Annotated in this window: 16 protein-coding genes; 9 read left to right on the top strand and 7 right to left on the bottom strand. The window is 73.2% G+C overall.

Translation table 11 applies throughout. The annotated features are described in order from the left end of the window. Positions 1 to 54 precede the first annotated feature (54 nt). The 7 genes from GA0070603_RS15415 to msrA form a co-directional block, all read right to left on the bottom strand. The gene (locus tag GA0070603_RS15415) at positions 55 to 1,005 is read right to left on the bottom strand and encodes a S1C family serine protease (protein ID WP_091313813.1); all 951 of its coding nucleotides are present in this window, start codon (positions 1,003 to 1,005) and stop codon (positions 55 to 57) included. A gap of 117 nt (positions 1,006 to 1,122) precedes the next feature. Further along, the gene (locus GA0070603_RS15410; protein WP_091313810.1) at positions 1,123 to 1,632 is read right to left on the bottom strand and encodes a GNAT family N-acetyltransferase; all 510 of its coding nucleotides are present in this window, start codon (positions 1,630 to 1,632) and stop codon (positions 1,123 to 1,125) included. Further along, a complete protein-coding gene (locus tag GA0070603_RS15405; RefSeq protein ID WP_091313807.1) occupies positions 1,629 to 2,558 on the bottom strand; it encodes a ribonuclease Z in 930 nt (309 codons plus the stop codon). The genes GA0070603_RS15410 and GA0070603_RS15405 overlap by 4 nt, the downstream gene beginning before the upstream one ends. Positions 2,559 to 2,886: 328 nt before the next feature. Further along, complete coding sequence (locus GA0070603_RS15400) at positions 2,887 to 4,062, bottom strand: osmoprotectant NAGGN system M42 family peptidase (RefSeq protein ID WP_091313803.1); 1,176 nt, start codon at positions 4,060 to 4,062, stop codon at positions 2,887 to 2,889. Beyond that, positions 4,059 to 5,885 (bottom strand): N-acetylglutaminylglutamine synthetase, encoded by a 1,827-nt coding sequence (gene ngg, locus GA0070603_RS15395; protein WP_091313800.1) that lies wholly within the window; start codon positions 5,883 to 5,885, stop codon positions 4,059 to 4,061. The genes GA0070603_RS15400 and ngg overlap by 4 nt, the downstream gene beginning before the upstream one ends. Before the next feature lie 2 nt (positions 5,886 to 5,887). Then, the gene (locus GA0070603_RS15390; RefSeq protein WP_091313797.1) at positions 5,888 to 7,672 is read right to left on the bottom strand and encodes an N-acetylglutaminylglutamine amidotransferase; all 1,785 of its coding nucleotides are present in this window, start codon (positions 7,670 to 7,672) and stop codon (positions 5,888 to 5,890) included. 202 nt (positions 7,673 to 7,874) lie between these two features. Beyond that, positions 7,875 to 8,537: a peptide-methionine (S)-S-oxide reductase MsrA gene (msrA, locus tag GA0070603_RS15385; RefSeq protein WP_091313794.1), complete on the bottom strand. Its 663-nt coding sequence runs from the start codon at positions 8,535 to 8,537 to the stop codon at positions 7,875 to 7,877. A gap of 203 nt (positions 8,538 to 8,740) precedes the next feature. Between msrA and GA0070603_RS15380 the strand changes: the two genes are divergently transcribed. The 9 genes from GA0070603_RS15380 to GA0070603_RS15340 all read left to right on the top strand — a co-directional run bounded on the left by GA0070603_RS15380 (position 8,741) and on the right by GA0070603_RS15340 (position 19,802). Continuing rightward, positions 8,741 to 9,667, top strand: coding sequence for a spherulation-specific family 4 protein (locus GA0070603_RS15380; protein ID WP_167544549.1), 927 nt, complete (start codon positions 8,741 to 8,743; stop codon positions 9,665 to 9,667). 200 nt (positions 9,668 to 9,867) lie between these two features. Continuing rightward, a complete protein-coding gene (locus GA0070603_RS15375) occupies positions 9,868 to 12,042 on the top strand; it encodes an Agd3-related carbohydrate deacetylase (RefSeq protein WP_091313788.1) in 2,175 nt (724 codons plus the stop codon). Then, entirely contained in the window at positions 12,039 to 13,484 is a 1,446-nt protein-coding gene (pelF, locus tag GA0070603_RS15370; RefSeq protein ID WP_091313785.1) for a GT4 family glycosyltransferase PelF, read from the top strand. The genes GA0070603_RS15375 and pelF overlap by 4 nt, the downstream gene beginning before the upstream one ends. Next, on the top strand, positions 13,481 to 14,929 hold the full coding sequence (locus tag GA0070603_RS15365; RefSeq protein WP_091313781.1) for a hypothetical protein: 1,449 nt from the start codon (positions 13,481 to 13,483) through the stop codon (positions 14,927 to 14,929). The genes pelF and GA0070603_RS15365 overlap by 4 nt, the downstream gene beginning before the upstream one ends. 17 nt (positions 14,930 to 14,946) lie before the next feature. Continuing rightward, on the top strand, positions 14,947 to 15,681 hold the full coding sequence (locus GA0070603_RS15360; RefSeq protein WP_091313778.1) for a nucleotidyltransferase family protein: 735 nt from the start codon (positions 14,947 to 14,949) through the stop codon (positions 15,679 to 15,681). Further along, positions 15,678 to 16,574: an NAD-dependent epimerase/dehydratase family protein gene (locus GA0070603_RS15355; protein ID WP_167544548.1), complete on the top strand. Its 897-nt coding sequence runs from the start codon at positions 15,678 to 15,680 to the stop codon at positions 16,572 to 16,574. The genes GA0070603_RS15360 and GA0070603_RS15355 overlap by 4 nt, the downstream gene beginning before the upstream one ends. After that, positions 16,571 to 17,500: a glycoside hydrolase family 191 protein gene (locus tag GA0070603_RS15350; protein ID WP_244282533.1), complete on the top strand. Its 930-nt coding sequence runs from the start codon at positions 16,571 to 16,573 to the stop codon at positions 17,498 to 17,500. Before GA0070603_RS15355 ends, GA0070603_RS15350 begins: the two co-directional genes overlap by 4 nt. 41 nt (positions 17,501 to 17,541) lie before the next feature. Further along, positions 17,542 to 18,840, top strand: a complete 1,299-nt coding sequence (locus GA0070603_RS15345; RefSeq protein ID WP_091313774.1) for a nucleotide sugar dehydrogenase — start codon at positions 17,542 to 17,544, stop codon at positions 18,838 to 18,840. Then, complete coding sequence (locus GA0070603_RS15340; protein ID WP_091313770.1) at positions 18,837 to 19,802, top strand: NAD-dependent epimerase/dehydratase family protein; 966 nt, start codon at positions 18,837 to 18,839, stop codon at positions 19,800 to 19,802. The genes GA0070603_RS15345 and GA0070603_RS15340 overlap by 4 nt, the downstream gene beginning before the upstream one ends. Positions 19,803 to 19,836: the final 34 nt, after the last annotated feature.

Here is a 19,836-nt window from a genome sequence, read left to right as displayed (position 1 = left end):
CCCTTCTTAACGCCTCGCGTATAGGAAGGGGCCCTTCCTAACGCCCAATGGGCGTCAGCGGCCCAGCTCGGTCGGGACGGCCACCACGTCGACGTACGCGCCCTTGCGCAGCACCGTGACGGGCAGGCGGGCACCGATCGCGGGGCCGAGCATCAGCCGTTGCAGGCCCTGGCCGTCCTGCACGGGCCGGCCGCCGGCCGCCACGATCACGTCGCCGAGGTAGAGCCCGGCCAGCCCGGCCGGGCTGCCCGGCACCACCTCGACCACCCGCAGGCCGCGCCGCTGCCCGGTCCGGGCGGTGATCTCCGGTGGCAGCGGCACCGGCACCCCGGCCACGCCCAGCCAGGCCCGGCGCACCCGGCCGTTGCTGGTGAGGTCGGCGATGATCTGCCGGGTGGTGGCGTTGATCGGCACGGCCAGCCCGAGGCCGTACCCGGCGACCGCCGTGTTGACCCCGACCACCCGCCCGGTCGAGTCGGCAAGCGCCCCGCCGGAGTTGCCCGGGTTCAACGCCGCGTCGGTCTGGATGACGTCCTCGATGAGCCGGGTGACCCGCCCGTCCCGGGCCGGCAGCGACCGGCCCAGCCCGGAGACCACCCCGGCGGTGACCGAACCGGCAAGCCCCATCGGGTTGCCGACGGCGACCACGAGCTGGCCGATCCGCAGCCGGTCCGCGTCGCCCAGCTCCACGGGCTCGACGGTCGCCCGCTCCGCCCGCAGCACCGCCAGGTCGGAGAGCGGGTCGGCGCCGACCACCCGGAACCCGGTCTCGGTGCCGTCGCCGAACGCGGCCGACCCGTCCCGGGCGCCCTGCACGACGTGGGCGCTGGTGAGCAGCAGCCCGTCCGGGCCGATCACCACGGCGGAGCCCGCGCCGGCGCCGCGCGGGGTCCGCACCGACAGGGCGGCCACGCTGGGCAGCACCCGGGCGGCCACGCCCGTCACCACCCGGGAGTACGCGTCGAGCGCGGCGTCCTCCGCCCGCTCGGTGTGCTCGGTGTCCATGCCGGTGCCAACGCGCCGGCATCGACGCCCATGCCCCGATCCGCTCAGAGCGAACGCCGGACCATGTGTTAGCAGGGGCCCCCTGCTCTACCGAATGCGTTAAGAAGGGGCCCTTCCTTACACCGAACGGGCGTAGCGGAGCTGCGGCACCAGCGCGGACCCGATGTGCTCGTCGCGCTGCTGGCCCGTGGCGGTCCAGCCGCCGCCCTCGTAGAACCGGCGGGCCGTCGCGTTCTCCCGGAGCACCCAGAGCGCCGCCCGGGACCAGCCGCGGGCCCGCATGGCGTCGAGGGCGTCGGCCATGAGCGCCCGCCCGGTGCCCCGGCCCCGCTCGTCCGGCTCCAGGTGGATGGCGTTGAGCAGGCCGGTGGCCGGGTCGCCGGCGTCGTCCGGCCCCAGGTAGCTGAAGCCGACCAGCCGGCCGTCCCGCTCGGCCACGGTCATCCGGTGGTCCGCGCTCTCCCAGGCCACCCGTTCCGTCCAGTACCGGCCCATCGCCTCCGGTGTGGGATCCGCCAGCGCGTCCGCCGGCAGGAACGACGAGTACGCCGCGACCCGGGACCGCTGGTGCAGGGCGCCGACCGCCATGAGGTCGTCCCCGGTGGCGGGGCGTAGGGAGATCGTCACCCGGCCGAGGCTACCCGGCGGGGCGGCACCTGAACCGTCATCAGGTCCTCGGCGATCACCAGCTCACCGGTGAAGTGCTCGCGGGCCTCGTCGGCGAAGCGGCGCGGGTCCGCGTACCGCTGGGAGAAGTGGGTGAGCACGAGCGTGCGTACCCCCGACTCGGCCGCCACCCGCGCGGCCTGGCCGGCGGTGAGGTGGCCGACCTCGGCGGCGAGGGCGGCCTCCGACTCCAGGAAGGTCGACTCGATGACCAGCAGGTCGGCGTGCTCGGCCAGGGCCCACACGCCGTCGCAGAGCCCGGTGTCCATGACGAAGGCGAACCGCTGCCCCGGTCGGGTGACGCTCACCTCGTCCCGGGTGACGCGGCGCCCGTCCAGGTCCAGGTGGCCGTCGCGCAGGAGCTGACCGACGGCCGGGCCGGCGATGCCGTACGCGGACAGCTTCTCCGGCAGCATCCGGCAGCCGTCCGGCTCGACGAGCCGGTAGCCGTACGTCTCGATGGGGTGCCGCAGCCGGCGGGCCTCCAGCGTGCCGATGCCCAGCGTGATCCGTTGCCCGTCCGCCTCGATCGGCTCGACGGCCAGCTCGGCGGTCTCGTAGAAGCTCGACGCGTGGCGCAGCCGGGCGAAGTAGTCGGCGCCCCCGGCGGGGAAGTGCACGGCCACCGGGTGCGGGACCCGGTCCAGGGAGAGCCGCTGGATCATGCCGGGCAGACCCAGGCAGTGGTCGCCGTGGAAGTGGGTGACGCAGATCCGGGTCAGGTCGGTGGCGGAGATCCCGGTGTGCAGCATCTGCCGCTGGCTGCCCTCGCCGGGGTCGAAGAGGAGCACCTCGTCGTCCCAGCGCAGCAGGTAGCCGTTGTGGTTGCGCTGCCGGGTGGGGGCCTGGCTGGCCGTGCCGAGCACCGCCAGCTCGCGCATCGACATGCGGGGCCCCCTCACACATGAAGCGACCCCCGGGGCTTCCGCGCTCGCGCGCGGGCCGGCTGGACTGGGCCGGCACCCCGGGGGTCGGGTGGCTGTCGTGGTTTCGCCGCACCGCTGCCACACGGTCTCGACGATGGTGCATGGTGCCCGCCTCGCGGCGGACGGTGTTTCACTGTCGAGGACAGCGGCTAGCGGACAGCCACCTCACGAGTCCGATTGCTATACAAGTCTGGACCACCTCCTTTCCCGTGTACCGCCACGCTATCCACTTCCCCGCGAGCCCGGCAACGGATTTCGATCACACGCCCGGGCGGGAATCAGCCGCGCGTCACTCCACGCCGATGGGTCCCTCGCGGGGGCCCTCCTCGGAGGCGGGCTGGACGGCCAGCGACGGGAAGTCGGCGAGGTCGCCCTCGGGCTCGGCGTCCCACTCGGGGAAGACCAGCGGCTTCTGGAGGTATAGGCAGAGCAGTTGGGCGAGGTGGCGCAGCCCGTCGAGGTGGGTGCGCTCGTGCCCGTGGGTGGCGTCCACCCCGAAGCCGAGCAGCGCCACCCGGGCGTGCGCACCGGCCTCGACCGCCGCCGCCACGTCGGAGCGGTAGTAGTCGAAGACGTCCCGGACCAGGTCGACGCCGTGTTCGCGGGCGATGGCGGCCAGGTGCCGGGTGAGGTGGTAGTCGAAGGGGCCCACCCCGTCGCCCATGGCCAGGGTGGCGGCGTCCTCCCGGGACTGCTGGCCGGGCGCGACCACCGCGGCGTCCACGGAGACGATCTCCGCGACGTCGGGGTCGAGGCCGTGGCTGGCGCCGTGCCCGATCTCCTCGGTGACCGTTACCAGCAGGTGCGCGGTGACCGCCGGGGTGACGCCCGCGTCGACAATCGCCTTGAACGCGGTCAGCACGGCGGCCACCCCGGCCTTGTCGTCCAGGTGCCGGGACTTGACGTACCCGCTCGGGGTGATCGTCGGGTTGGCGAGCAGCGCGACGAAGTCGCCGGCGTCGACGCCGAGTGCCCGGAGGCCGGCCTCGTCGGTGACCGGCTCGTCGACCCGGACCTCGACCAGTTCCCATCCGACGCCCTGGAGGTCGACGCCCTCGTTGTAGCGGTGCCCGCTGGCCTTCAGCGGCAGCACCTGGCCGGTGACCACCCGGTCCAGGTCGTCGGTGAAGATCCGCACGTGGGCGCCCTCGGCGAAGCGGGCGCTGTGCGTGCCGATCGGCTTGACCTCCAGCCGGCCGTTGTCCTTGAGCCGCTTCACCATGCCGCCGATGGTGTCGGTGTGCACCACGATGGCCCGGTCGGCGCCGGTCTGCCGCGGCCCGGGCAGGCTGGCGCTCAGCGCCCCGCGCCGGGTCAGCGTCGAGCTGATGCCGAGCGCGGAGAGCCGCTCGCCCACGTACTGCTGGATGTGGTCGGTACGCCCCGACGGGCTGGGGATCTCCAGCAGCTCCACCAGCACCTGGCGCAGGTAGTCGAGGTCGAGCTCCAGCGGCTCGGGGCTCACGCCGCCCCTCCCGTGCCGGCGGGCGACCAGAGCTTCTGCGGCGCCCGGGTGCCGGGGAAGAGCAGGTCGACGAAGCGCTCGGCGGTCGGCTGCGGCTCGTGGTTGGCCAGGCCGGGCCGTTCGTTCGCCTCGATGAACACGTGCTCCGGCCGGTCGGCGGCGGGGACCAGCAGGTCCAGCCCGGTGACCGGGATGTCCAGCGCCCGGCTGGCCGTCACGCACGCCTCGGCGATGGCCGGGTGCAGCTGGGCGGTCACGTCGTGGATGGTGCCCCCGGTGTGCAGGTTCGCGGTCCGGCGGACCGCCAGCACCTGCCCCTCGGGGAGCACGTCGTGCATGCGGTGGCCGGCCTCGGCCACCACCTCGCGGGTCATGTCGTCGATCGGGATGCGGGACTCCCCGCCGGTGGCGGCGGCGCGGCGGCGGCTCTGCCGCTCGATCAGCTCGGTGATGTCGTGCACCCCGTCCCCGGTGATCTGGGCGGGCCGGCGGACGGCCGCGGCCACCACCTCGTGGTCGATGACGACCACCCGCAGGTCCTCGCCCTCCCGCAGCTCCTCGATGAGCACGTCCGGGCAGAACCGGCGGGCCAGCTCGACGGCCGCGGTCAGCGCCTCCGGGGTGCGTACCCCGACCGTGATGCCGTTGCCCTGCTCGCCGCGGGCCGGCTTGACCACCACCGGGCCCACGTCGGCCAGGAAGGCCAGGTCGTCGGCGTCGCCGGTGGCGGTCCGGCCGCGCGGCACCGACAGCCCGGCCTCGGTGAGGATCCGCCGGGTGACCCGCTTGTCGTCGCAGCGGCTCATGGCCACGGCCGAGGTCAGCTCGGACAGCGACTCGCGGGTGTGCACGGTCCGGCCGCCGCTGCTCAGCCGCAGCTCGCCCCAACGCGGGTCGGTCACCTCGACCCGGATGCCGCGCCGCATCGCCTCGTCCGCGACGATCTTCGCGTACGGGTTCAGCTCGTCGTACCCCGCCGGCATGGCGGGCAGGAACAGCCGCTCGTTGATCGGGTTCTTCCGCTTCACGCAGAGCGTCCCGGTGCGGTGGAAGCCGAGCCGCTCGTAGAGCCGGATGGCGCCGGAGTTCTCGGCCAGCACCGACAGGTCCACGTACGCCCGGCCGCGCGCGTCGAGCCGGTCGGCCAGCGCGGTGAGCAGCGCCTGGCCGGTGCCGGGCGGCGCGGTGTTGAAGTCCACGGTCAGGCACCAGAGGCTCGCGCCGTTCTCCGGATCGTCGAAGACCGCGACGTGGTCGACCCCGGTGATCGTGCCGACCACCTCGCCGGTGGCGTCCTCCGCCACCAGGTGCAGGAACCGGTCGGTGGCGGCGTTGTCGACGAGCACCTCGACGGGCGCGGTCACCATGCCGTTGCGGGCGTAGATCCGGTTCACCGCGTCCGCGTCGCCGGCGTCGCGCAGCGGCCGGACGGCCAGGCCCGGGATCTCGCCGGTCTCGGTGGCGGCCGGCCGGTGCTCGCCGAGCGGCAGCCGGTAGGTCAGCGACGGGTCGATGAACAGCTCGTCGGGCAGGCGGGAGACCAGCACGTGCGGGTCGCGCAGGTAGATGCAGATGTCCCGGGCGCCGACCGCCTCGGAGCGCAGCACGTCGGCCACCTCGACCTGCTCGGCGAAGGTCTGCCCGAAGACCAGCCGGCCCCAGCCGCAGTCCAGCACCACGCCGGAGTTGTCGGCGGGCCGCCGGCGCGGCTCGGGGGTGCCGGGCGCGACCGGATCGCCGCCCGGGCCGACCCGCTCCCGGCGCCGGCCCAGCACCCGTTCCCGGTCGGGACGCGCCGCGCCCGTGGCGAGGGTGTCGGTCACGGTCAGTCGATTCCGTGGCTCTGGAGCCACATTTCCAGGAGTCCCAGCTGCCACAGCTTGTTTCCGTTCAACGGGGTCAGTTCGGCGTTCGGGTCGGCGAGCAGCGCGTCGACGTAGTCGGCGCGGAACAGGTCGCGGCGGCGGGCCTCGGGTGCGGTGAGGGCGTCGCGTACCCGGTCGAGGAGCTTGTCCTCCAGGTGGGTGAGGCCCGGGACGGGGAAGTAGCCCTTGGGCCGGTCGATGACCTCGTGCGGCAGGACCCGCCGGCCGATCTCCTTGAGCACGCCCTTGCCGCCCTGGGCCAGCTTCAGCTCCGGCGGGCAGCTCGCGGCCAGTTCGACGAACTCGTGGTCGAGGAACGGCACCCGGGCCTCCAGCCCGTGCGCCATGGTCATGTTGTCCACGCGCTTGACCGGGTCGTCGGTGAGCATGACCTGGGTGTCGATGCGCAGGCCGGCGTCTACAGCTGTCGCCGCGCCGGGCCGGCCCAGGTGGGCGGCCACGAACTCCCGCGCCGGGTCGCCGTCGGCCAGCCACGCCGGGTTGAGCACCCGGGCCAGGCCGGCCGCGTCGCGGTCGAAGAACGCCTTCGCGTACGTCTCCAGCGCCCGGTCCCGGTCGACACCGGCCAGCGGCGGGTACCAGTGGTAGCCGCCCAGGATCTCGTCCGCGCCCTGACCGGACTGGACCACCTTGACGTGCCGGGCGACCTCCTGACTGAGCAGCCAGAACGCCACGCAGTCATGGCTCACCATGGGCTCGCTCATCGCGGCGACGGCGGCCTCCAGCGGCGGCAGCAGGTCGCCCGTGGGCACCCGGAGCTGGTGGTGGTCGGTGCCGAAGGTCTTCGCCACCAGGTCGGAGTAGACGAACTCGTCGCCCTCCCGGCCGCCGACCGCGTCGAAGCCGATCGAGAAGGTGGCCAGCCCCGACTGTCCCTCGCCGGCCAGCAGCGCGACCACGAGGCTGGAGTCGAGCCCGCCGGAGAGCAGCACGCCCACCGGCACGTCGGCCACCATCCGGCGGCGGACGGCGGTGGTCAGCGACTCCAGCAGCGCGTCCTGCCAGTCCCGCTCGGACCAGCCGGCCCGTTCGGCGGCGCGGGTGAAGGACGGGTCCCAGTAGACCCGGTCGCGGCTGCTGCCGTCCGGCTCGTACACCCGGACAGTGGCCGGAGGGAGCTTGGCTACCCCGCGCAGGATGGTCCGCGGCGGCGGCACGATGCTGTGGAAGCTCAGGTAGTGGGCGAGCGCCACAGGGTCGATGCCCGTGTCGACGCCGCCGCCGGCGAGCAGTGCCGGCAGGGTCGAGGCGAAGCGCACCACGCCGGGGCTCTCGGCCAGGTAGAGCGGCTTGATGCCGAGCCGGTCCCGGGCCAGCACCAGCCGGCCGGTGTCCCGCTCGCTGATCGCCACCGCGAACATGCCGACCAGGTGGTCGACGAAGTCGAGCCCCCACTCGGCGTACGCCTTGACCACGACCTCGCTGTCACCGGCGGAGAAGAAGCGGTGCCCCTTGGCCTGCAACTCCTCGCGCAGCTCGCGGTAGTTGTAGATGCACCCGTTGAACACGCCGGTGAGCCCGGAGGTCGGGTCGACGAGCGGCTGGCCGCTTGCGGCCGAGAGGTCGATGATCTTCAGGCGTCGGTGTCCCAGCGCCGTGGGCCCCTGGGACCAGACGCCACTGTCGTCGGGTCCTCGGTCACTCATCGTGGCCGCCATCCGCTCCACGGCCGACACATCGGCGCGTGAACCGTCACGGCGGAACTCTCCAGCCAGTCCGCACATGCCGGGCAATGCTGCCAGAGGTTGTTGCGGTTCGCCTGTTGAGCTGATGTCGGTGACGTTACGTCTTTGCTAGGATGCGCGGCTTCGTTCATCGGCCGCTGGCCTGGGCGAAGATCCGATGGCGGGGCGGGCCGGGTGCCCGAATCGGGCCGGGCCCGCGATGTGACAAACACCGCAGGCCCGGAAACGGACACCGGGTCGTTCAGCCGGCGGTACGGGCCACGCCGACCGGGCAGCTCAGCCCGTTGGGGCCGTGGTTGCAGTAGCCGTTCGGGTTCTTCGTCGGCGCCAGGTACTGCTGGTGGTAGTCCTCGGCGAAGTAGTAGTCGCCGAGCCGGGCGATCTCCGTGGTGATCTCACCCTTGCCGGCCCGCGCCACGATCGGCGCGAACGCGTCGCGGGAAGCCTGCGCGGTGGCCAGCTGCTCGTCGGTGGTGGCGTAGATCGCCGACCGGTACTGCGTGCCGACGTCGTTGCCCTGGCGCATGCCCTGGGTCGGGTCGTGGTTCTCCCAGAAGACCTTGAGCAGGTCCTCGTAGCTGATCTTCGACGGGTCGTAGACCACCTGGACCACCTCGGCGTGCCCGGTCATCCCCGAGCAGACCTCCTCGTACGTCGGGTTGGTGGTGTACCCGCCCGCGTAGCCGGCCGACGTGGTGATGACGCCGGGGAGGGTCCAGAAGAGCCGCTCGGCGCCCCAGAAGCAGCCCATCCCGAAGACGGCGACCTGCGCGCCCGCGGGGAAGGGGCCCTTCAGCGAGGACGGCAGCACCTCGTGCCGGTCGGCGATCGGCATGGCGATCGGGCGGCCCGGCAGGGCCTGGTCGGGGGAGATCATCTCGGCCTTCATGCGACGAAGGAACACGGTGGGACTCCTCTCTTGGCTTTCCCAGCGTGTGCAACAGCACCGGCCCCGGGTTCCTTACCCGGCTTGTGATCGCTGCGCGGTTACGTGCCGCAATTGAACATTTTCCGGGAATCAGGCTGTCTGATGTGAATAGTCCGTTACCTTGACTGAGTCTTCAGTCGGCCCGGCCGACGGACTCCACGATGTTCTCGGATGGTGGCGTGCGACGTGCCGCGAGGGTCGGCCTGCTGGCGGTGTTCCTGATGCCCCTGGCGCTCATCGGTGGCGGTGAGGGCGCGGAGGCGTTCCCGCAGCGGCTGGGGCTGCCGGCCTACTGGTCACCCGCCACGGCGGACGGGCGGGCCATGTTCGAGCGGCTGGGACGAGCCGGCCCCGCCGCCGGCATCGTCGTCGTGAACGGCTCGCGCAGCGCGCCGGAGCTTCCGTACGACCCGCACTGGGGCCATGCCTTCACGCTGCTGCACCGCGCCGGTGCCCGGCCGATCGGCTACGTGGACACCGGCTACCTCGGACTGACCTTCGGTGGGCCGGGGCAGGTGACCCGACCTGACGGGCCCGGCCGGGGGCGCTCCGACGTGGACTCCTGGACGGCGCAGATCGACCGCGACATCGACGACTGGTACCGGGTGTACGGGGCGGCCGGGCTCCAGGGGATCTTCCTGGACCGGACCACCGCCCTCTGCGGCCCGGACGACGGGTACGTCGACAGCTACCGGGCGGTCGTCGCCCGGATCCGCGAGCGGCACCCCGGCGCCTACCTCGTCATGAACCCGGGGCGCACCACCGAGCGCTGCTACCGCGACCTCGCGGACACCCTCGTCACCTTCGAGGGGCCGTACCGGGACTATCTGGACTGGCGACCGTCCGGCTGGGAGGGCGAACTGCCGGCGGAGCGGTTCTGGCACCTCGTCTACGCAGCCCCCGGCCCGGCCGGCCTGCGGCGCGCCGTGGCCCTGAGCAAGGGGCGCAACGTGGGCTTCGTCCACGTCACGGACGGTAGTCACACGGTGGACGGTCTCGGCCACCCGTGGATCTCGATGCCGGGCGAGGACTGGTGGCGGGCCGAGTTGCTGGCCGCCGCCGGTCGTGCGGTCCCGTGGGCGGTCGACGTCGCCTCGCCCCGTTGACGCCGGACCTCCGGCGAATGTCCATTGGGGACTTACTGATTGACCAGGCAAAACTGCCGATGATGCACCTTTTGCCTGCAACGCCTGATTGGTCCTGTTAGGTTCCCCGAGTGCCCCCCGAGGGGGACTCATCTATGCGTCCGGGAAGTTCATATCCGTATTAGATTGTTTGTCCTTTTTGCCCCCCTGGAGGTCGGGAAATGGGTCGTTCCGTAGTCGTCCGCACGCTGGCGGTCGCCGTCGCGGCGCTGGTGGTGACGAGCACGGTGCGTGTCGGTCCGGGCTCGGCGGCACCGGCCCGACCGGACACGGCACCGCCGTCGGTCGTCGGCCTGGCCGCGGTGGCGGCGGGGCAGGAACTCGACAGGCCGGAGGCGCTGCCCCGCCGGAAGGGTTCCGTGCCACTGCGCCGGACGGAGACCTTCCGCTCCGGGACGGACGGGGGCTCGGCCCGCTCCGGCGCCTCCACGCTGAGCGTGGCACCGGACGGCGCCGTGTCCGCGACGGCGACCGGCAAGGTCGCGCTGCGGGCTCTCGTCGTCGCCGTCGACGAGAGCGACTTCGGCCTGCCGACCTGGACGTCGACGCTGGACCGTGTCGGGGCCGCCTACGACGTGCTGCTGACCCGCGACGCCCCGCTCGCCGCGGAGACCCTGGTACGCCCGGACGGCGTCGGCCGCTACGGGGCGGTCCTGCTGACCAACAGCAGCCTGCTCTACGCGGAGAACGGCGGATACGTCAGCGGCCTCACCGCCGACGAGTGGAACCTGCTCTGGGCGTACGAGCGCGACTACGGGGTGCGCCAGGCGGTGCTCTACGGCAGCCACGGCACCTGGCCCGAGGACTACTGCCTCGGGGCGGTGAGCGAGGGCGCGGTCGGCGCCACACCACTGAAGACGACGCTGACCACCGCCGGGGCCGGGATCTTCGACTACCTCAAGCCCAGCGCCCAGGTGCCCGTCGTCGAGTCGTACGTCTACCGCACCGCCGTGCGGTCGGACTGCTCGGCCACCCCGGTCCTGAGCGCCGGTAACGACACCCTCGGGGTGTTGAGCCCGTCCGCCGACGGCCGCGAGCGGCTGATGCTGACCTTCACGTCCAACCAGTACCTGCTCCAGTCCGACCTGCTGGCGTACGGGCTGTTCCGGTGGGCCAGCCGCGGGCTCTTCCTCGGGGAGCAGCGCCACTACCTGCACGTCGACGTCGACGACTGGTTCAACTCGGCGGACCACTACTACCCGGACGGCCACATCGAGTCCGACCCCGGCTACCAGATGTCCGGGCACGACGCGTACAACGTCAGCCTGCGGCAACAGGCACTGCGCCAGAAGTACCCGCTGGCCGGCACGCTCACCCTGGGGATGGCGTACAACGGCGGCGACGCGAACCTGAACGCGGGCAACCGGTGCTACCCGTACGGCGGGGTCAGCCGGCTCACCGCCACGACCCGGTGCCTGGCGAACCAGTTCCGGTGGATCAACCACACGCTGACCCACCCCGAGATGAACTTCACCGACTACGCCACGAGCCGGGCCGAGATCGCCGACAACCTCGCCGTGGCCCGCCGGCTCGGTCTCCCGGTGGACGGCACCGTGCTCAAGACCGGCGAGTACTCGGGCCTCGGCGTCTACAACCCGAACCCGGACAACGACACCGACCCGCCGACGGACTACGGCCTGACGGCGTCCAACCCGGAGCTGCTGCGGGCGGCCCGCGACCTCGGCGTGAAGTACCTGCACGGCAACATGTCGTTCCCGAGCCACAAGCCGGCCTGCTTCAACTGCGCCATCACGCACCCGATGGAGCCGGGCGTCTCGGTGGTGCCGGACTGGCCGACGAACATCGCGTACCACTGCACCACGCCGGCCGAGGAGACCGCCTTCTACAACTCCTTCTACGGCCCGAACGGCAAGTTCCCGTACTGGCCGGCGAACCTCACCTACAACCAGGTGGTCTCGGCCGAGACCGACGTGGCCCTGAGCCACCTGAGCGGCGGCTCGCTCTACAGCCACACCTTCCACATCGCCAACCTGCGCGACTACGGCAGTGGCCGGACGCTGCTCACCGACTGGCTGGACAGCCTGCTCGGCAAGTACAGCGCGTACTACGCCGTGCCGGTGCTCAGCCTGGACTGGCCGGCCCTGGCCCAGCGGGCGGTCGACCGGAACGAGCACTTCGCGCAGCTCTCGGCCGGGGTGGACGGGGTGTTCGACCAGGCCGCCGGCACCGTCACGATCAGCTCGCCCAGGGCCGGCACGCTCACCGTGAGCGGTGCGCGCACCGCGACCGCCACCACCTACGGCAGCGAGGTGTCCGCGCCGGTCACGCTGTCGGCCGGGCAGCCGGTCACCATCCCGGCGAGTCCGCTGCGGTGAAGGTGGCGCTGGTCTCCGAGGGGACTTACCCGTTCGCCATGGGCGGCGTGAGCATCTGGTGCGACCAGCTCATCCGGGGACTGCCCGAGCACGACTGGGAGATGGTGGCGCTCACCGTGGACGACACCGAACGGCCACGGTGGGCGCCGCCACCGAACCTCGGCCGGCTGCGCACCATCCCGCTGTGGGGACCCCGGCCCGAGCGCCGCGGCGCGGGACGACGGCCGGGGCGGGACTTCCGGGAGGGCTTCGCCGCGCTGCTGGGCGCCGTCCTGCGCCCCGACGACCCGCACCCGGGACGGGAGGAGATGAGCCGCATGCGGTTCCTGCACGCCCTGCGCCTCCTGCACGAGTACGCCGTCCGGGGCGGCGACCTCACCGACGCCCTGACCTCGAACACCGCGGTCGGCATGACGATGGACGCCTGGCGGGGTGTCCGGCCGCAGGAGCCGGCCCTCGGCCTCGCCGACACCGTCGGCGCGCTCGCCTGGATCGAGCACCTGCTCCGCCCGCTCTCGGCCGAGCCGGTCCGGGCCGATCTCGTCCATTCCTCCATGAACGGGCTCTGCGCGCTGGTCGGGATGACCGCCCGCTGGCGGTACGGCACCCCGATGATCATGTCGGAGCACGGCATGTACCTGCGCGAGCGCTACCTCGACCTGCTCGCGTCCGACGAGCCGTACCCGGTCCAGGTGCTGGTGCTCGGCTTCCAGCGCCAGCTCGCCCGGGCCGCGTACCTCCTGGTCGACGCGTTGGCCCCGCACGGCGGCTACAACCGGCGGTGGCAACTGCGCAACGGCGCCGACCCGGAGCGCATCTGGACCGTCTACAACGGCGTCGACCCGGACGAGTTCCCGGCGGCGCGGGGCGAGCCGGCCCAGCCGGTGATCGTCTACCTCGGCCGGATCGACCCGATCAAGGACCTGCACACCCTGATCCGGGCCTTCGCGCTGGTCCGGGCGGAGGTGCCCGGTGCCCGGCTGCGGATCTTCGGGGACGCTCCGGCCGGCGGCGCCGACTACCGCGACAGCTGCCAGAAGCTCATCGCCGACCTCGGGCTCACCGGTGACGCCGTGCTCGAGGGCCGGGTGGACCAGTCCGTGGCGGCGTACCACCAGGGGCAGGTGGTGGCGCTCACCAGCATCTCCGAGGGCTTCCCGTACTCGGTGGTCGAGGCGATGGCCTGCGGCCGCCCGGTGGTCTGCACCAACGTCGGCGGGGTGGCCGAGGCGGTGGGCGACGCCGGGTACGTGGTGCCGCCGCGCGACCACGCGGCGGTGGCGGCCGCCTGCGTACGGCTGCTCCAGGACGCACCGCTGCGGACCCGGCTGGGCGCCGCGGCGCGCGAACGCGTCCTCGCGCACTTCACGCTCGACCAGTCCATCGAGGCGTACCGGCGGATCTACCGCCACCTCACCGGGCAACCGGTGGCGGCGGCATGACCGGGACCATCGCGGCCCCCGCGCCGGTGCCGCCCCGGGCCGACGACCCGGTGGTCGGCCTGGTCGAGCGGATGCGCCCCCGGGTCGGACGACCGGTCGACGCGCTCCAGGTGGCCGCCGCGCTGGAGTCCGACGGCCTGACCGACCGGTCGGCCCGGGACCACTACGACCATCCCGACGTCTTCGTGCTGGCCGAGGCCGTGTTCCGGCGACTGGACCAGGAGATCCGGCCGCGGGCTGCCGCCCGGCCCGCCGCGGAGGATCCGGTCCGCGCCGCCCGCGACGTGTCGCACGGGCTGCTGTACCTGATGCCGGGCGTGGTGCTCCCGGCCGTGCTGGCGATCGTCGACGAACGGTCGGTGACGCTCGCGCTGCTGCTGGTGGGGCCGCTCGGCTGGGTCTGGTCGGGCGGGACGGCCTGGCTGGCCTACCGCCTGGTCGGGCGGGGCCTGGTCCGCGTAGCCGCCCGGCTGCTCGGCTGGTCGACGCTGCTCGGCCCGGCGGTCGCGGCCGCCGCCACGGCTGCCCTGGCCGGCAGGACCGGTGCTGACCTGCCACCGGTCCTGCTGGCCGGGGCGCTGCTGATGTACCAGGCGGCCGTGACCGCCGCCCTCTTCTACCGGCGGGAGGGCGCGCTGCTCGCCGCGATGGCGCCCGCCGCCGTGGCCGGCGGGGGATACCTGCTGGTCGGGGCGCCCAGCGCCCCGGTCGCGGTGGCCGTGGCCGCCGGGTCGGTGGCCCTGGCGTTCGTCGTGGCGCTGGCCTGGTTCACCCGGACCGACCTCCCCGGCTGGTACGCGTGGCCCACGACGCCACCCGCCGCCGTGCCCCTGCACCGCGCCGTCCGCCCCGAACTGCCGCAGCTCTGCGCCGTTCTGCTGTACGCGGCGCTCTCGGCCGCGTTCCTGCTGCACTCGGCGGCGCGTCACCTGTCCGGCCCGCTGGACCTCGCGGTCGCCGCGGCGCCGCTCGTGCTCGGCATGGGCCTGGTGGAGTGGCGGGCCCGCCGGTTCCACGAACGGGCCCGGGCCCGGCTCCGCCAGGCGAGGGACACACGCCGGTTCGCCGCGGGCGTCTGGGCCGGGTTGGCCGTCGAGTTGGCGGTGGTCACAGCCGCGGTGGCGGGCCTGGCGCTGGCGATGTTCGCGCCCCTGCGCCAGGCCGGGCTGCTCAGCCCGGCGGGCACCGTGCTGGTGGCGGCGCACGTCGCCGTCGCCGGCGCGTACTTCCTGGCGTTCGTCCTCGCCGGGCACGGCCGGTTCGGCCGGCTCAGCGCGCTGCTCGGCAGCGCGCTGGCCGCGCACCTGGCGGTGCTGCTGCTCGTGCCGGGCGGATCCCATCCACTGGCCGACGCCGCCGGCTTCCTCGGCAGCGCCGTCCTGCTCCAGGCAATGCTCCTCGCCGCCCTGTCCCGGGTGCTCGGGCAGGCGTGGCGATACCAGTGAACGAGGACGGAGGAGAGATGCATGCGGTGATCCTGGCCGGTGGCAAGGGTGTCCGGCTGCGCCCCTACACGACGGCCCTGCCCAAACCGTTGGTGCCGATCGGCGACAACCACGCGGTGCTGGAGGTGGTGCTGCACCAGTTGTCGGTGTGCGGGTTCACGCACGTCACGCTGGCGATCAACCACCTCGGCCCGCTCATCAGGGCGTTCGTCGGGGACGGGTCGTCCTGGGGACTCCAGGTCGAGTACGCCGAGGAGACGGTGCCGCTGTCGACAGTGGGGCCGCTGTTCGCGCTCCGCGACCGGCTGCCCGAGCACTTCGTGGTGATGAACGGGGACGTGCTCACGGACCTCGACTTCGCCGACCTGCTGCACGGCCACGCGCTGTCGGACGCGTCGCTGACCGTGGCCACCGCGGTCCGCACCGTGCCGATCGAGTTCGGCGTCCTCGACGTACGGGACCGGCACGTCGTCGGTTTCACCGAGAAGCCGACGTTCCGCTACCGGGTCAGCATGGGTGTGTACGGCATGTCCCGGCGGGCGCTGGCCCCGTACCCGGAGGGTCTGTCCTTCGGTTTCGACCAGCTCGTGCTCGACCTGATCCAGCGCGGCGACCCGCCGGCGAGCTACGACTTCGAGGGCTACTGGGTCGACATCGGACACCCCGAGGACTACGACGAGGCGAACCGCAGCTTCGAGCAGCTCAAGCCGGTGCTGCTGCGGCAGAAGGAGAAGGAGGTGGAGGCGGTATGACGCGGGTGCTCGTCTTCGGCGGCTCCGGCTTCATCGGCCGCCAGGTGTGCCGGCACCTCCGGCAGGATCCGCGCCTCGGCGAACTCACCACGCCGGGCCGCGCCGACCTCGACCTCGTCCACGGACGGGTCGCCGACGTGGTGGCGTTGCTGCGGGCCGCCCGTCCGGACGTCGTGATCAACTGCACCGGCGCGCTCTCCGGCGGCAACCACGACCTGGTCGCGGCCAACACGGCGGTGACCGCGAAGCTGATCGACGCGATCGGCGAGGCGGCGCCGGGTGTCCGCCTCGTCCGGCTGGGCTCGGCCGGCGAGTACGGCCCGGTGCCGCCCGGACGGCCGGTCGGCGAGGACGACCCGGCCCGGCCGGTGAGCCCGTACGGGCTGAGCCACCTGGCCGCCACCGCGCTGCTGGAGCTGAGCAGCGCGGCCGGCCGGGTGGACGGCGTGACGCTGCGGGTGTTCAACCCGATCGGCCCGGGCCTGCACGAGGACACCGTGCTCGGCCGGGCGGCGGCGCTCATCCGGCACGCCCGGCGTACCGGCGCCGGCGAGATCACGATGGGGCCGCTGTCGGCGCACCGCGACTTCGTCGACGTGCGGGACGTGGCGGCCGGGGTCGTCGCGGCCGCGTTCGTGCCCCGGCTGGACGCCCGGGTGCTGAACCTCGCCAGCGGCCGGGCCGTGCCCACCCGCCGGGTGGTGGAACTGCTCGCCGAGGCGGCCGGCTTCGACGGCGCGATCCGCGAGGAGGCGCCGCCGCCCACCCGGTCCGCCGCGGTCTCCTGGATCCAGGGGGACAGCTCGCGGGCGGCCCGGCTGCTGGGCTGGGCGCCGACGTACGAGCTGGCGGAGTCGGTGAAGGCGGTGTGGGTCGGTGAGGACGACAGGTGAGCCTCGGCGGCCGGTGGCGCGCGATGGTGGCACTGGCCGTCGGGCTGGCCCTCGCCGTCACCGGCTGCACGCGGGACGGCCCGGCGCGCCCCGCGGAGATCCGGACCGGGCCGGCCCCGGTGAGCGGCGGATGGGTCTACCAGTTGCAGGGCTACCCCGGCGGGCGGCTCGACGAGCTGGCCAGGACGCCGCAGCCGCTCGCCGTGATCGACCTGGCCCGGGACGCCCACGCCGACTACTTCACCCGGGCGGAGGTCGGGGCGCTGCGGTCCTCGGGCAAGGTCGTGCTGGCCTACTTCGAGATCGGCAGCATCGAGCAGTTCCGGCCGGAGTACCCGCGGATCCGGCAGGAGCCGGGCCTCGTCCTCAACCGGTGGCCGGACTGGCCCGACGAGTTCTTCGTCCGCTACTGGGAGCAGCGGTGGTGGGACATGGCCGTCCGGCCCCGGATCGACCAGGCCGTCCGGGCCGGATTCGACGGGATCTACCTGGACACCCCGCTGGCCTACGAGGAGCTGGACCTGGCGCTGACCCCGGGTCGGAGCCGCACCGACCTGGCCCGCGCCATGGTCGAGCTGATCGTCCGGATCAGCCGGTACGCCAAGGGGCAGCGGCCCGGCCTGCTGGTGTACCCGCAGAACTCCCCGGAGCTGCGTGCGTACGACGGCTACACCGCGGCGATCGACGGGATCGGCATGGAGGACCTCTTCTACCGCTCACCCGGTGACCCGTGCACCGAGAGCTGGTGCGAGGAGAACCTCGGCAACGCCCGAGCCCTGCGCGACGCGGGCAAACAGGTCCTCGCCGTCGACTACGCCGACCGCGCCGAGGATGTCCGGGCCGCCTGCGCCCGGTACCGGCAGGAGGGCTTCGGGGGGTACGTGACCTCCCGGGCGCTCGACCGCGTCCACCCACCCTGCCCCTGACCAGTCAACCGACTCGAACGACAGGAGACACACGAGTGCCCATGACAATCGGAGTGGTGGGGATGGGCTACGTCGGCCTGACCCTGACCGCGGCCCTGGCCCGGAAGGGCTTCACCGTGCACGGCGCCGACGTCGCACCGGCCGTGGTGGAGGCGCTGTCGAACGGCCGGCCGCACATCTACGAGCCGGGCGTCGAGGAGACCTTCGCCGCGCACTGCGGCCGGTCCATCTTCGTCGACACCCGCCTGCCGTCGGACACCGTCGACGTGGCGGTGATCTGCGTGTCCACGCCGGTGGACGAGGAGACCCACCGGCCCGACCTGCGCAACCTCGCCTCGGCCGCCGCGGGGGTGGCCGAGTGGTGTGGGCCGGACACGCTGGTCGTGGTGCGCAGCACGGTCCCGGTGGGCACCAGCCGCGCCGTGGTGCTGCCGGTGCTGCTCGCCGCCTGGGGCCGGGCCAGGTTGGTGATGGCCCCGGAGCGGACCATCCAGGGGCAGGCCCTGCGCGAACTGGTCGAGCTGCCGCAGGTCGTCGGCGGCCTCGACGACGAGAGCCTCCGCGCCGGCCTGGACTTCTTCGGCGGCCTGGCGGCCCAGCTGGTCCCGGTCTCCAGCCTGGAGGCGGCGGAGCTGGTGAAGCTCGCCAACAACTGCCACACGGACCTGATCTACGCGTACGGCAACGAGATCGCCCTCGTCGCCGAGGGGCACGGGCTCGATCCGCTGGAGGTCATCCGCGCGGCGAACCTCGACTATCCGCGTCCCGACCTGGCCAGGCCCGGGTACGTCGGCGGTGGCTGCCTGTCCAAGGACCCGTACATCATGATCGACAGCTCGGTGGACCGGGAGCCGTTCCTCGTCGGCCGGGCCCGCGAGCTGAACGAGCACCTTCCCGTGCACGTGGCGGAGCGCCTGGTGGACCTGATCACCGAGCAGCGGGGGAGCGCCGACGGCGCCCGGCTGGCCGTGCTCGGCTGGGCGTACAAGGGCTGGCCCCCCACCGACGACATGCGCGGCACCCCGATCGCCAGCATGATGCCGGTGTTCCGGGCGGCCGGGATCACCGTGCTCGGCCACGACCCGATGGTGGCCCCGGAGGTCATCCGCCGGTACGGCGGTGAGCCCATCAGCCTCGACAAGGCGTTCAGCGAGGCCGACGCCGTCCTGGTCGTCAACGACCACCCGGACTACCGGGCGATCCGGATCGACTCGATGCTCGGCGCGGACGGCCCGAAGCTCGTGTACGACTCCTGGCGGATCCTCGACGAGGAGGCGGTCACCGCGGCCGGCGCCCGGTACGCCGGGCTCGGCTACCGGTCGAAGGCGGTGGTCGCGTGAGGGCGCTGCTGCTGGGCGGAGCCGGTTTCATCGGCCTGCACCTGGCCCGTCGGCTGACCCGCGACGGGCACGCCGTGACCATCGTCGACAACTTCTCCCGGGGACGCGACGACGCCGACCTCGCCGCGTTGCGGGACACCCCGGGGGTGGAGATCCGCAACGGCGACCTGACCGACCCGGCGACCTGGGCGGCCCTGCCGCACGGCTGGGGTCAGGTGCACCTGCTCGCCGCGGTCGTCGGGGTCCGCAACGTGGAGTCCGACCCGGCCCGCGTGGTCCGGGTCAACACGCTGGCGGCGCTGCACCTGCTCGACTGGATCCGGCCGGACGAGAAGCTCTTCTTCGCCTCGACGAGCGAGGTGTACGCCGGCGGCGTCGACCTCGGCCTCGTGCCGGTGCCGACGGCCGAGGACGTGCCGGTGGTGGTGGCGGACCCGACCGCGCCCCGGTTCAGCTACGCGATCAGCAAGCTGCTCGGCGAGGCGGCCGTCCTGCACACGGCCCGCGCCCGGGGCCTGACGGCCGTGGTGGGCCGCTTCCACAACGTCTACGGCCCCCGGATGGGCGCCGACCACGTGATCCCCGAACTGTCGCTGCGCGCGCTGCGCGGCGAGGACCCCTACCGGGTGTACGGGATGGACCAGACCCGCGCGTTCTGCCACGTCGACGACGCGGTGGAGGCGGTGGTGCGGCTCATGGACACCCCGGCCGCCGCCGGTGGGGTGGTGCACATCGGCAACGACGCGGAGGAGACGAACATCGGCGACCTCGCCAAGCTGGTGCTCCGGGTCGCCGAGTTCGACCCGCGGCTCGACCCGGTGCCGGCACCGCCCGGAGCGGTGGCGCGCCGGTGCCCCGACCTGTCCCGGCTGCGCGCGCTCACCGGCTACGAGCCGGTGGTGTCGCTGGAGGAGGGGGTGCGGCGCACCTTCGCCTGGTACCGCGACCGCTGGCCTCGCTAGCGGGGGTGGGAGGTCGGCGGCGGCGCGTCGCCGT

This window comes from Micromonospora chersina (assembly GCF_900091475.1).
In the GTDB taxonomy this organism is placed as follows: Bacteria; Actinomycetota; Actinomycetes; order Mycobacteriales; family Micromonosporaceae; genus Micromonospora; species Micromonospora chersina.
The sequence above is the reverse complement of the archived record's forward strand: the minus strand, read 5'-3'. Positions and strand labels throughout refer to the sequence as shown.

Bases quoted from the DNA above. Each gene is read 5' to 3' on its own strand.
- GA0070603_RS15345 (WP_091313774.1), top strand. From the start codon at position 17,542: ATGACAATCGGAGTGGTGGGGATGGGCTACGTCGGCCTGACCCTGACC.
- GA0070603_RS15390 (WP_091313797.1), bottom strand. From the start codon at position 7,672: ATGTGCGGACTGGCTGGAGAGTTCCGCCGTGACGGTTCACGCGCCGAT.
- GA0070603_RS15375 (WP_091313788.1), top strand. From the start codon at position 9,868: ATGGGTCGTTCCGTAGTCGTCCGCACGCTGGCGGTCGCCGTCGCGGCG.
- GA0070603_RS15405 (WP_091313807.1), bottom strand. From the start codon at position 2,558: ATGTCGATGCGCGAGCTGGCGGTGCTCGGCACGGCCAGCCAGGCCCCC.
- GA0070603_RS15415 (WP_091313813.1), bottom strand. From the start codon at position 1,005: ATGGACACCGAGCACACCGAGCGGGCGGAGGACGCCGCGCTCGACGCG.
- GA0070603_RS15360 (WP_091313778.1), top strand. From the start codon at position 14,947: ATGCATGCGGTGATCCTGGCCGGTGGCAAGGGTGTCCGGCTGCGCCCC.
- GA0070603_RS15365 (WP_091313781.1), top strand. From the start codon at position 13,481: ATGACCGGGACCATCGCGGCCCCCGCGCCGGTGCCGCCCCGGGCCGAC.
- GA0070603_RS15355 (WP_167544548.1), top strand. From the start codon at position 15,678: ATGACGCGGGTGCTCGTCTTCGGCGGCTCCGGCTTCATCGGCCGCCAG.